We start from the raw sequence: 13,242 nt of genomic DNA, 5'->3' as shown, positions 1-13,242 counted from the left end.
GCTCCAAAGATGCCGTACTTGACAGTATGGTGTATCTGCATGGGCGTCACGTGCCTTGATGGCTCGCTCATTCGGAGGTGACCTGACACAGCAACGTGTGGACCCGGACATCTGATGCGCGCGGGAGCATTCGTACCTTTGCCCGCGTTGTTGCGACTACGTTCCTCGACGCTCCGCATGGGAAGCTCTGTTCGCGGCGGTCGGGACGATGGTGTACAGTTCAGTATAATCTCATCAGTGAGGTATTCTCGCGTTGGCCGAGTCGTTACCCGTGCCCCCAAAGTCCATGGTCCGTCATGGCGTGTACGACACACGCACGCCCTTTCAGCGCATGTTCGGTGTGATGGTCGCCTGCTTTGCCACGATGCTCTCGGCCACCGCCGCGCATGCACAAAAGCGCGTACAAGCCGCTGGTACAACCGGCACGATCACCGGCCGCATCACCGAGGCGCTCAAGGAAACACCGGTGGCCAATGCCACGGTGCGCGTGTTGGGGCAGGAGGCGGCCACGCAGTCCGATTCCAGCGGACGCTTCACCCTGCGCGGCGTGCGTCTTGGCATCGTGACGATTGAAGTGCGCCGACTGGGGTTTGCCCCGGTGACCAAGGGCAACATTGCCGTATCACCAGCCAAGCCTGCGGAAGTGGCGGTCGTGCTGCGCCCCATCGACGTGCAACTCGATGCGGTCACGGTGCGTCCGGAAGCGTTTCCGGCGCAGATGGCCGCATCGACCCCCGTGTCCACGCAAACGTATGACGCCGAAGAGGTACGACGTCAGCCGGGCGCACAGGAAGACGTGTTGCGCGCCGTCTCGATTGCCCCCGGTGTCGGCGTGACCAGCGGCGGCCGTAATGACTTGATCGTGCGTGGTGGCGCGCCGTTCGAGAACCTGTTCATCGTGGACAACATCGAAGTGCCGAATATCAATCACTTCGGCACACAGGGCTCCACCGGCGGACCGGTGTCGCTCATCAACATCCGCTTCATCGAGTCGGCGTCACTCTCGGCCGGCGGCTTCGGCGCGCGCTTGGGTGACCGTACGTCGTCGGCCACCACGCTCACACTGCGTGAAGGCAATCGCGAGCGTCTCGCCGGCGAACTGAATGTCGCCGCCACCCAGTACGGTGCTGTGATCGAAGGTCCGATCGGCAAGAACGCATCGTTCTTTGCCAACGTGCGCAAGAGTTACCTCGATCTGCTATTCAAGGCGCTCGGATTCAGTTTCATCCCATCGTACGAAGATGCGACCGCGAAGGTGGTCTGGCGGCCAACGAAGCGCGACGCGTTCAGCTTTCTCACGATCGTGGCGCGCGGATCGATCTTGTTCGACAACTCGACCGACTCGGGACGCGTGACCAACTCGCAGATCGTGAATCCTGGGCAAGACCAGTACTTCAGCGGGATCACCTGGAAACGCCTGCTGAGCCGAGGTGTGGCGACCACCACACTGGGTCGTACGTGGACGCGCTACGCCACCTCGCAGCGTGACTCGCTGCTCGTGCCCGTGCTCGAGAGCCGTTCGACCGAAGGTGAGAACATTCTGCGTACCGATATCACGTGGCTTGCGGGACGCGGTGTAGAGATCGAGACCGGCACGATCTTCAAGTACGCGAGTGATCTGCGCTACGACGTCACGCTGGCCGGTTTCACGCGTCGTGATGCCGGCGGCATTCCGCAGCCGCTTCGCGTGGATACCAGTTTCACCGCGCTCCGCAACGGCACGTATGTGCAGGCTACGTGGCAGGCGCAGCCGCGACTGCGGTTGTCGGTGGGGGCGCGCAACGATTGGTACGGATTTCTCGACAACGCCGTGCGATTCTCGCCGCGGGCGAGTGCGTCGCTACGTGTCGATGAGGTCACCACGTTCACGCTGGCCGGCGGACGCTACTATCAAGCGCCGAGTTACATCTGGCTCGTGGGTGATGCGCAGAATGCAGAGCGCCTGAAGCCGTTTCGTGCGGACCAGGCAGTGGCTGGCGTTACGCGACTTGTGAACAGTGACGTCAAGGTGCAACTCGAAGTATACGGGAAGCGCTACGCCGACTATCCCGCGCGCCGGTTCCGCCCGCAGGCCGTGCTGAGTCCGAGCGGCTTCGACGACGCAACCACCGACATCCCGTTCGGGCTCGAGCCGCTGGAATCGACCGCAACCGGCGACGCGTACGGCGTCGAGCTGTTCGCGCAGAAGAAGTTCGGTGCGTCGCCGTTCTATGGGCAGCTGAGCACGAGCCTCAATCGCACGCGCTTTACCGGCATCAACGGCACCGCCACGCGCGGCGCGTTCGATTCACCAGTCACGGCGAACGGCGTGTTGGGATGGCGTCCCAACGCGAAGTGGGAAGTGGCGACGCGCTTACGCGGCGCCACCGGACTGCCGTTCACGCCGTTCGTGAACACGGGATCAGTCGCCGGTACTTTGGACTTCACACGCTACAACACCGAGCGTGTCGGGACATTCCTGGCGGCCGACCTGCGAATCGATCGGCGCTTCGTCATGCGTCGCACGCAGTTCATTGCCTTCCTCGATCTGCAGAACTTCACGAATCGGCAGAACCAGCAGGCACCGGTGTGGAACCCGCGAACCCGCGCCGTCGACAGCAATCAAAGTATCGGGCTCTTTCCGTCGATCGGGCTGAACTTCGAGTTCTGACGCGGTGGCAATCGCCAGGCGTCAGGTTGTGGCGCCAGCGGATCGAGTGCAACGCCGGCATTCGAACGAATAACGCGTCGAACCGGACCGACTTCAACGGCCATTCTTGCTCGCAGGCGAGCTGATCATCGCTTTCTGGGCGTCGCGGCACAGCCCATGCAACCAACTTCTCATCCCGTCCGGCTTATCGAATGATCTTCGTAGAAACAGCGCGCGGAGGCACCACATGCTGTAGGATAACAGCTGTGGAGGCTGCCGCACCGAACAGCCAGGACGCTTGACCGCATCGTTTTCGTGCGGTGTGTTGAAGTCCTGCAAGACTTTCGATGCGCCGGATTAGAGGAGATTGATGTCAGAGGCAGCGCTGAGGGACGACTCGGAGACTTACGCCCAGAATATCGTCGATACGGTTCGTGAGCCCCTGCTGATTCTGGATGAGGCCCTGCGAGTGCGATCCGCCAATCGCGCGTTCTATCAGACATTCCACGTCTCGTCGGAAGAAACCGAAAACCAGCTGATCTACGAATTGGGCAACGGTCAGTGGGACAGCCCGGACCTGCGCCTCTTGCTCGAGAACATTGTTCCGCGCGACACAGTCTTTGAGGACTTCGAACTCGAGCACACGTTTCCGGTGATTGGTCGCCGGGTGATGCTGCTGAATGCCCGCAAGCTCCAGGCGGGCCAACACGGCGAATTGCTGGTCCTGGCCATGGAAGACGTGACGCCGCGAAAGCTGGCGGAGGAAGCACTGCTCAAGGCGGGAGCGCTCCAAACCGCCATCTTCAACAGCGCCAATTTCTCGAGTATCGCCACCGACGCGAACGGTATCATCCAGATCTTCAACGTCGGCGCCGAGCGGATGCTTGGCTATACCGCTGCCGAAGTGTTGAACCAGATCACGCCGGCCGATATCTCGGACCCGCAGGAAGTGATCGCCCGCGCGAAAACATTGAGCGTAGAATTGGGAACGCCGATTACGCCGGGCTTCGAAGCCCTGGTGTTCAAGGCCTCGCGTGGGATCGAAGACATCTACGAGCTGACCTACATCCGAAAAGATGGCAGCCGCTTTCCTGCCATCGTCTCGGTCACGGCATTGCGTGACGCCCTGAGCGAGATCATCGGCTATCTGCTCATCGGGACCGACAACACCGCCCGGAAACAGGTGGAAGCTGAGCGTATGCTGCTCGATCAAGCGGTCCGGGATCAGCAATTCTACACGCGATCACTGATCGAATCGAACATCGATGCTATCATGACGACCGACCCTCGCGGGATCATCACCGATGTGAATAAACAGATGGAGGCACTCACCGGGTCGACGCGGGATGAGCTCATCGGTGCACCATTCAAGGATTATTTCACCGACCCCGAGCGAGCCGAAGCGGCGATCAGACTGGTACTCGGCGAAGGCAAAGTCACCGATTACGAGCTCACCGCACGGGCCCGCAGCGGTGAGGAAACGGTGGTGTCATACAATGCGTCGACGTTCCACGACCGCGACCGGAAGTTACGGGGCGTTTTTGCCGCTGCTCGCGATGTCACTGAACGCAAGCGCTATGAGCAGTCGCTTCAGGAAGCCGACCGTCGCAAGAACGAATTTCTGGCCATGCTGGCCCACGAGCTTCGTAATCCCCTCGCCCCGATCCGTAACGCATTGCAAATCATGCGGCTTACGGCGCCGCGCGGGAGTCAGCGCCCGGAGGACGAGGCGGTGCAAGCAGCCTCCGCGATGATGGAGCGACAAGTGAGTCAAATGGTGCGTCTGGTCGATGATCTCCTCGACGTGAGTCGCATCAGCCGAGGTAAGATCGAGCTGCGACGCATGCGAATCGACCTGGCGTCTGCCGTCTATCAAGCCGTCGAAGTGATACGGCCAGTGTGTACGAGCCTGGACATTACCCTGACGGTGGCGATGCCGTCGGAACCGATCTACGTCTCTGCCGACCCGACACGGTGGGCTCAAGTGTTGGGGAACCTGCTCAACAACGCCTGTAAGTTCACGGACAAGGGAGGGCGGATTTGGCTCGACGTCGAGCGAGAAGACGAGGTCGTCGTGATCCGCGTGCGGGATAACGGAATCGGCATTGCCTCGGAACAGTGCCCTCGCATTTTCGAGATGTTTACGCAGTTGGATACCTCGCTGGAGCGTTCGGTGAGCGGGTTGGGTATCGGACTCACGCTCGTGAAAACACTGGTGGAGATGCACGACGGAACCGTGGAAGTCGAGAGCGCTGGTCTTGGGCATGGAACTCAATTCATTGTGCGCCTCCGGATTCTCGAGGAAGTGCCGTCGCCCCCCATTGTTGCGGTCAGCCCGCCGACCTCGCTGCCGCCCCGTCGTATTCTGATCGTCGACGACAACCGCGATGCCGCCATGTCGCTCGCCAAACTCATGGAGATCACCGGCAACGAAACGCACATTGCGTACGACGGGCAAGAGGCCGTAGAAGCGGCGGCGCGATTGCGACCCGACGTGATACTGCTCGACATCGGCCTGCCGAAGTTGAACGGATTCGAAGCCTGCCGCCAGATCCGCGAACAGCCGTCGGGCAAGACCATCGTGATCGTTGCCCTCACCGGATGGGGACAGGATGACGACCGGCGTAGGTCCCTCGAGGCCGGGTTTGACGGCCACCTCGTGAAACCCGCCGACTATGACGAACTCACCAGACTCCTCGACACGCTCCGCTCGATCCCGTCGGGAGAAGCCTGAACGCCGTCTGGCCGGCCGACTCTCAGCTCCGGAAGAAGTACACGTACTTCGCCACGACCCCACCACGAGACGGGCGCGACCACGGGATCGGGCGGTCGAGTCCCGTGGGCCAGTTGCGTACTGTTCAATCGCGGCGAGCAAGCATAGTCGCTGCGCAGCCGCACGGTGTTGGCCGTGAACGACGATTGCGCGAGTGACACCACCGACCGCACGAGATCGAGCGTAGCCAGAATGTGTGGTGTTCGGCGCGCTCGTAAACCAGCACTCACCTCAGACGAGCGACCGTCGTAGAACTGCCCGGTACTGCCGGTCAGGTTGAGGCGCACCGTGCGCCGTTCGGCACCGCTGTATTGCGCTTCCACGCGATTCCACCAAGAGCCACGTGCGCACACGGTGGCGCCTGGAAAGAGCGTGGAGTCCTCGTTTGGTGCATCGAATTGCCGTTGCACGTTGAGTTCGATCTGGTCACCGCTCTGGAGCTGCACGCCCAGCGGCTTCACTTCGAGCGACGCGTTGTTGAGGCGCCAGTCGAGGTCCCACACCACATCGTACGAGAGCAGGTCGAATTCGAACCGGCGGATGAGGCTGCGCCGCTTCGGGCGTGGCGTGAACGACGTGCCGCCTCCCAAGCGATGCACCCCACGCTGCTGCACAAAGCCGAGTGCGGGATTCTAGCCAGCGTCGACGCGGTCGAACCGCACGACGATGTCCGCGTTGTCGTTGGGATAGTCCACGATCACGCGGTAGTGCCCGCCCACCGGTGCGCCGACGGAGTCCTGGCGCCACGAGGCATTGGCGAGCACGACCAGGTTCTGTCCGCCCTGCACGACGTACGGCAGGTTGAAGTCGAACCCGCCGGCCAAACTCTGGTGTCGCGCCGGACGATCGCTGAGCGTGGCCATCGCGCCCAGAAACCCGCGGCCAAGGAAGTCGTGTTTCACACGCAGCACGGCGTTCGACGCCTGCTCGGTGTCGCCGGTGGGCATCGCCAACAATCCGACCTGGTTCCCGACGGTGCGACCCTGCACGCGCACGCCAAAGGGGATCGTGACGGGCGTGCCGTTGCCACCGAGTCCGAGGCGCCGCGAGTAAAACATTTGCGTTTGGCGCACACACTCGAAATCGAAGATGCCCGCGCCTTCGGTGAAGAACGGACGTTGTTCGGGAAAGAAGAGCGGAAAACGCGTGAGGTTCACGATCTGCCGGTCGACTTCGGCCTGCGCGAAGTCAGGATTGACCGTCAGGTCCGCCGTGAGCGTACGGTCGGAGCTCCACCTTCGGGCGGGCCGGTAGCTGCGTGAAGCCGCTCACCAGCGCCTCGCGCTCGAGGAAACGAAAGCCCTCGGTGCGCTTCCAGCCGCGGTTCAGCACTTGCTCGTTCTTGCGCGGAATGAATCGCCGGAAGTTCATGCCGAACACGCTGTCGCTCTGCGCGTACCGCAGGGTGCCCCACGGAATGAGCATCCCGACCTGATAGCCGGTGCCAGTGACCTGCGCCCGGACGTCCCAGACACCATCCCAGTCTTCGTTGCCGCTCTCGAACGTGAGATGCTCGGCGTCCGACCTGGCGCCGTTAGCATTGGCGCCGTTAGCATTGGCGCGGAAGTAGAAGCCGCTGCGCCTGTCATGCAGCCCATCGACTACGAACGCGACGTTGTCGTCGGCGTTCAGTGAGGCGTCGCGACGCAACTGTGAACGCACGATCCGATCGGGCTCGCGATCGCTGCACCACCACCCGACAGCCAGTCCGTCGGGCGTGGCGAGCAGTCGTACAACGGTGCGCTCGCTCGCGAGGGCGCCCTCGTCAGGGTCGCGCTGGCGGAAGTCGGTGATCGAGTCGGCGCGCGCCCAATCGGGCTCGTTGAAGCGTCCGTCGAGCGTGATGCGATCGGGCGTACGGAAGGCGCGCACGTCGGATTGTGCGGCGGCGCGGGATGCGCTGAGCGCGAGCGCGAGCGCGAGCGCGAGCGCCGCGACCGCGACGAGGGTCGTGGCGAAGGCGACGGTGCGGGATGGCCGCATGGGCACCCAATCGCGCCAACTCGCAGCGGCTGTTTCCATGAAAGGGAACGTCGTGCATCGTGTGGCGACTATCCGAACACGCTCGCCGCATTCGAGGTGGGACATTGCGTGCAAATCATCGACACCATCCACTGGCCACCCATGGCCTTCCATTCGTCCCCGCAGCACGACACGGCTTTTGCGCATACGCCGTGAGCCCTACTATGGTGTTCGACAGCGCACTTTACGTTCATCGACACATTGTGACGTGACCAGTGACGAATGTGACGCTTCGGTAATTGTACCTGTACTGGAACTCGTACGTCCCGATCCCAGATCGCGTGCGAGCACCACTCCCCACCATCTCTATCCTCGGAGAACGTCATTGATGCGACGATTTAGGATGTTTGCTGGCGCCGGTCGCGCAGTACTGGTCGCGCTCTGCGCACTGGTCATCGGCTCCGGCATCCCCACGCATGACGCATCCGCGCAAGTGAGCGGTGCTCGTGTGCGTGGGCGTGTCACCGCGCTACCGGGGGGTCAGGCGTTGCAAGGCGTCCGCGTCCAACTTGTCGGCACGACACTGGTCACCGGGACCAACGCCGACGGTCGCTACGCGTTCACGTCGGTTCCGACGGGCGCCCAGACGGTCCGTGTCAGTTTCATCGGCTTCGCACCGCTGCAACGGACCGTGACGGTCACGGCGGGCGCGGACATGGTGCAGGACTTTGCGCTGGCTGTCGCACCGATACAGTTGCAGGCCATCACGACCACCGCTACGGGCGAGCAGGACAAGCGTACCGTTGGTGTTGCGACCACGCAGATCGACGCGGCAAAGCGCGTGGCCGAGGCGCCGATCGCCAACATGACGGATATGCTGACCGCGCAGGCGCCTGGTGTCCAGGTGCTCGGTAGCGCCATCACCGGCGGTGGTCAGCGCATTCGTATCCGCGGCACGACGTCGCTCTCGTTGAACAACGACCCGATCGTGTTCGTCGACGGCGTTCGCGTGTTCAGCGACAACAACTCGTCGTCGATCGGGATTGGCGGAACGAACCCGAGCCGCCTCTCGGACTTCAATCCCGAGGAGATCGAAAGCATCGAAATCCTCAAGGGCCCGACGGCCTCGACGCTGTATGGCACGGATGCGGCCAACGGCGTGATCGTGATCAAGACCAAGCGCGGCAAGGCGGGCGCCGCCAAGTGGAACGCGTGGGCGGAGCAGGGCGCCATCCGTGATCGCAATCAGTACCCGTCGGCGTATCGGGGGTGGTCGAGAAACATTCCCGGTTCCACGCCGTCGTCGAGCTTAGGCAACGTGGCGCAGTGTTTCGCCTCGCAGGTAGGACGCGGACTGTGCGCGCAGGACAGCGTGGCGGCGTTCGATCTGTTCGCAGATCCCGAAACGACACCGAACGGGACGGGCCGTCGGCAGCAGTATGGTATGAACGTGTCCGGAGGCAGCGATGTCGTGCAATACCTCATCTCCGGTGAATGGGAAGATGAAGTCGGGTACCTGCAGATGCCTGGTTTCGCACTCGACCGCATTCAGGCCGCGCGGTCCGCGCCGGCGTTGGGCGAGCAGAGCCGACCGAATGCGCTGCGCAAGACGTCGCTGCGCGCCAATGTCACGGCGCAGCTCAACTCCAAGACCGACGTCGCCACGTCCGTCGGCTTCGTGACCAGTGATCAGCGGTTGCCGCAGACCGACAACAATACCGTCGGTCTGCTCTCCAACGCCTTTGGCGGCTTCGGCAAGCTCGAAGGCGGACGCTTCGGCTATCGCGCGTTCACGCCAGACCAGTTCTTCTCGAACACCAACACCCAGGCGGTCAATCGCTTCATCGGGTCACAACAGGCGAACTACCGGCCCACGTCGTGGCTGCGCATGAACGGCACCGGCGGCATGGACTATACCTCGCGCAATGATTCCGAGTTGTGCCGTCGTGATCAGTGCACGGACTTCAGTCTGCGTTCGCGCACCGGCTACAAGATCAACAACCGGACGGAAAATTTCCAATACACGGCGCAGGCCAACGCCATCGCCACCTTCAGTCCCTTCGAGAGTCTGAATTCGACGACCACACTTGGCACGCAGTACACGCGTCGGAAGTTTGCGCGCAACGGTGCCGACGGCGAGAACCTGCCGCCGGGGGCCATTCAGGCCGGCGCTGGCGCACTACAACAGGTGTCTGAAGTGCAGGACGAGAACAAGACGCTCGGCGTGTACGTGCAGCAGGAGCTGGCGTGGCGCGACAAGATGTTCCTGACCGGTTCTCTCCGGAGCGATCAGTCGAGTGCGTTCGGCACGAACTTCCAGAGTCAGCTCTACCCCGGCGCGCAGCTCTCGTGGATCCTGTCCGACGAGAAGTTCATCCCCAAGGCGTCGTGGCTGAACACGCTCAAGTTCCGCACGGCGTTCGGCACCGCAGGAACACAGCCCGGCACAACGGATGCCCTGCGCTTCTTCGCGGCCGGTACGGCCACCACCGAGACCGCCGATGCCCCTGCCCTCGTTTTCAGCGCGTTGGGTAACACGCAGCTCAAGCCGGAAGTCACGCGCGAACGGGAAGTCGGTCTCGAGGTCGCGCTGTTCAACAATCGCCTGACCATCGACGGTGGCATCTACGAAAAGTCCAGCTTCGACGCGCTGATCTCCCGCATCGTGGCCCCGTCGGTGGGCGCCGCAGTCACGCGTTTCGAAAACATCGGGGAAGTGCAGAACCGCGGATGGGAGGCGCTCGTCAAGGCGCGGCTGGTCGATCGTGCCAATTTTGGCTGGGATGTCATGTTCAACGGGTCGCGCAACGTGAACAAGCTCATCGATCTCGGCGGCACCCCGCCGCAGATCGGCGCGACGACGCGTCAGGTGGAAGGCTATCCGTTGGACGGCTACTGGCAGCGACGCATCACGGGATTCTCGGACGCCAACAGCGACGGCATCCTGACCAGCACCGAGATCACGGTTGGTGACTCGGTCGAGTTCATCGGCCCGTCTATTCCGATCAATGAGTTCGCGTTCACGAACGGCATCGACCTGCTGAATGGTCGGCTGCGCATCAACGCGATGTTCGACTACAAGGGCGGTCACACACTGAACAACGGTACGGACCGCATTCGCTGCGAGAGCCGCAACAACTGCCGCGGTGCGGTCGATCCGAAGGCCCCGCTGCGCGAGCAGGCGGCGGCCGTCGCGGTGCGCGAACACCCCAGCCGCACGCAGGCGGGCTTCATGGAGGACGCGGACTTCGTCCGCTTCCGCGAACTGTCCGTGGTGTATCGCATGGGCAGCACGCTGGCGGGCAAGTTGGTGCGCGCCAAGTCGCTCGACATCGTGCTTTCGGCGCGCAACCTGAAGTTGTGGAGCAACTACTCCGGCATCGATCCCGAGAGCAACTACTTCGGCGGAGCGCGCGGTACCGTCTCTGATTTCCAGACGGCGCCCCCGCCATCCTACTTCACGCTCCGCTTCAACCTGGGATACTGAGCCATGACATTGCGTGCCTTATCCCGCCGAGCGCGGGCCGGACTGTTTCGCACTCTGAGCGTCGGTGCCGTTCTCGGCGCGGTCGGCGGATGCAGCTGGGATGAGACGATCAAGGTGGTCGATCCTGATGTGATCAACCCCGCCGATCTCACGAGCCCGTCGGCGGCCCTGACTCTGCGCAACGGCGTGGTCCTGCGCCTCGCGCAGGCGACGTCGGGCGGCGAGAACGTGCTGTTGCTGGGCGGGCTGCTCGCCGACGAATGGCGTTCCGGCGACACCTTCGAACAGCGCAACACGACCGATCAACGCAATCTGATCCCGGAAAATACGTTCCTCGCGGGCGCGTTGCGGGCTCCGATGCGGGTGTACGTCGAGGCACAGACGGCGATCGCGGTCACGCGGCAGTTTCAGCCCGTGCCGCGCGCGAACGTCGGGTTGATGTTCGCCCTCGCCGGCTACTCGGCCGTGCTGATCGGCGAACATTTCTGCAACGGCATTCCGTACAGCACGATCAGCGACGGGCAGGTGGTCGATGGCCTTCCCGAACCGGCCGATAACTCGAACATTCGCGCCATTGCGTTCGCCGACTCGGCGCTGCGCGAGACGAGCGGGCCGGTGGCCGACAGCACGCGAGTGGTGTTCCTGGCCGCGTTGGTCAAGGGACGAGCGCTGCTGAACCGCGGACAGTTCGCGGCGGCTGCGGCAGCGGTGGCCGCCGTTCCGACCGGCTTCCTGTATCAGACGTTCCATTCCGTGAATAGCACGACGAACACGAACTGGAATCTGAACAGCAACACGCGTCGCTATGTGTTGAGCGATCGCGAAGGGGGGAACGGATTACCGTTCCGTACGGCCGCCGATCCGCGCGTGCGCACCGTTGCGGGGACGGGCACACGTCGTCTTGCGTTCGATACCGAGACGCCGTTTTTCGAGACCACGAACTTCGCGCAGTTCGGACCGGTGACCTTGATCTCGGGCATCGAGGCACGGCTCATCGAGGCGGAAGCGGCGCTGCGCGCAGCGAACCCAGCGCAGATGCTGGCCACGCTGAACTTGCTGCGGACCCAGCCGGTTGGTGGCGTGGCCGGACTCGCACCCCTCGCCGATCCGGGCAATGAAAACGCTCGCGTTGATCTCGTGATGCGCGAGCGGGCCTTCTGGATGTTCGGAACCGGCCACCGCCTGGGCGACCTGCGTCGCCTTGTGCGCCAGTACAACCGCCCAGTCGAGTCGGTGTATCCGACCGGCGTATTTCACAAAGGCGGCGGCATCTACGGCACGATGGCGGTGATCCCGGTGTCGTTCGACGAACGCAACAACCCGAACTTCAAGGGCTGCACGGACCTGCGTCCGTAGGGCGACGTGCACGACCTGACACGATGGGGTGGCAACGAGTCTCGTTGTCACCCCATTCGGCTTCAGCGGTCAGCGCCGCGTGCGTTTGGCATACCAGCCACCGGCCGCCCCGCACGCGATGGCGATCGCGATCGCCATCGCCGCGCCCAGCAGGGCACCCCACAGCTGCATGCTGCCAAGGAGCTGCGGGGTAGGCTCGACGCCGCTTGGCAACGATATGCGAGAAGCATCGGGCGGTGCGGCAATCAGGAACGCGATCGCATGGCCGATCAACGCGTCGAGCAGTCCGGCAAACAGACCGGCGCGCCATCCGTCGCCACCGAGTCGCGCGGCCAGCGCACCACCCATGATGTAAAACGCGCAGGTGAGCAGGAGGTGCGCGGCGGCTGTTGGAGTTTCAAGAGACGGCGAGGCGCGGATGACGAAGGCGGCGGCGATCGACACGAAGGCAGCGGCGAGGCCGGCATAGGTGGCGGGGCGCAGCGGGGTGCTGCGGGCGAGAGTGGGCAGGCGGGAAGGGGGCGACATGGGCGGTAGTGTAGCATGGGGGCATACGGTTTGGAACGCGGCGGTGAGGCGACTCGGGGCCGTGGGCTGTTGGCTTGGGGTATTGGGTATTGGGTATTGGGTTGTGGGTTTTCGTGCGCGTGTTTTCGACCCATTACCCAAGACCCAAGACCCATGACCACGAGCCTCACAGCCCCAAGCCCACGGCCTTCGGGATTAGCACGTCGCATTCCCATAAGCGGAAAGTAGATTAGAACAAAAGGCGAGCCTGCTGCGTATGTGGTTGTTACCCCATTTCGTTGTTTGACTCACCCTGTAAGTGCATCCATGCCTTCGTCGCATTTTCGTCATAGTACGCTTCTTCCGGTGTTCTTGTCGCTGAGCCTCTCGCTCGCGCTGGCACCCTCCGCCCTCGCACAAAGTGGTCGTCCGCCCGCTGGCGCTCCCGGTGGCCCGCCGCCGGGGATGATGGGGCGCCCGAGCGCCCCCGATTCGTTGACGCTGCAGTCGCAGGCGATTCGCGTGTTT

Annotated in this window: 9 protein-coding genes; 5 read left to right on the top strand and 4 right to left on the bottom strand. The window is 63.1% G+C overall.

Translation table 11 applies throughout. The annotated features are described in order from the left end of the window. The first annotated feature begins 271 nt into the window (after positions 1-271). The gene (locus ACESNG_RS17305) at positions 272-2,650 is read left to right on the top strand and encodes a carboxypeptidase regulatory-like domain-containing protein (RefSeq protein WP_373060280.1); all 2,379 of its coding nucleotides are present in this window, start codon (positions 272-274) and stop codon (positions 2,648-2,650) included. Between the two features lie 349 nt (positions 2,651-2,999). Beyond that, a complete protein-coding gene (locus ACESNG_RS17300; protein ID WP_373069977.1) occupies positions 3,000-5,363 on the top strand; it encodes a PAS domain S-box protein in 2,364 nt (787 codons plus the stop codon). Here ACESNG_RS17300 and ACESNG_RS17295 read toward each other — a convergent pair. From ACESNG_RS17295 to ACESNG_RS17285, 3 genes are read right to left on the bottom strand one after another with little or no spacing between them, the layout of a single operon-like run. Continuing rightward, positions 5,303-6,001, bottom strand: a complete 699-nt coding sequence (locus tag ACESNG_RS17295) for a hypothetical protein (RefSeq protein ID WP_373069975.1) — start codon at positions 5,999-6,001, stop codon at positions 5,303-5,305. The genes ACESNG_RS17300 and ACESNG_RS17295 overlap by 61 nt on opposite strands. A 33-nt stretch (positions 6,002-6,034) precedes the next feature. Continuing rightward, on the bottom strand, positions 6,035-6,562 hold the full coding sequence (locus tag ACESNG_RS17290; RefSeq protein ID WP_373069979.1) for a DUF5916 domain-containing protein: 528 nt from the start codon (positions 6,560-6,562) through the stop codon (positions 6,035-6,037). Between the two features lie 28 nt (positions 6,563-6,590). Beyond that, a complete protein-coding gene (locus ACESNG_RS17285; protein ID WP_373069973.1) occupies positions 6,591-7,385 on the bottom strand; it encodes a carbohydrate binding family 9 domain-containing protein in 795 nt (264 codons plus the stop codon). A gap of 367 nt (positions 7,386-7,752) precedes the next feature. On the opposite strand from ACESNG_RS17285, the gene ACESNG_RS17280 reads away from it, so the two are divergent. After that, complete coding sequence (locus ACESNG_RS17280; RefSeq protein WP_373063147.1) at positions 7,753-10,851, top strand: SusC/RagA family TonB-linked outer membrane protein; 3,099 nt, start codon at positions 7,753-7,755, stop codon at positions 10,849-10,851. Between the two features lie 3 nt (positions 10,852-10,854). Further along, positions 10,855-12,207, top strand: a complete 1,353-nt coding sequence (locus ACESNG_RS17275) for a hypothetical protein (RefSeq protein WP_373063145.1) — start codon at positions 10,855-10,857, stop codon at positions 12,205-12,207. A gap of 69 nt (positions 12,208-12,276) precedes the next feature. Here ACESNG_RS17275 and ACESNG_RS17270 read toward each other — a convergent pair whose 3' ends face one another. Continuing rightward, positions 12,277-12,735, bottom strand: coding sequence for a hypothetical protein (locus tag ACESNG_RS17270; protein ID WP_373063143.1), 459 nt, complete (start codon positions 12,733-12,735; stop codon positions 12,277-12,279). A 306-nt stretch (positions 12,736-13,041) separates the two neighbouring features. On the opposite strand from ACESNG_RS17270, the gene ACESNG_RS17265 reads away from it, so the two are divergent. Next, on the top strand, positions 13,042-13,242 hold a 201-nt coding region (locus tag ACESNG_RS17265; protein WP_373063141.1), incomplete at its 3' end, for a hypothetical protein.

Source organism: Gemmatimonas sp. (assembly GCF_041689975.1).
GTDB lineage: Bacteria > Gemmatimonadota > Gemmatimonadetes > Gemmatimonadales > Gemmatimonadaceae > Gemmatimonas.
This window is presented reverse-complemented; position numbering and strand designations above follow the sequence as displayed.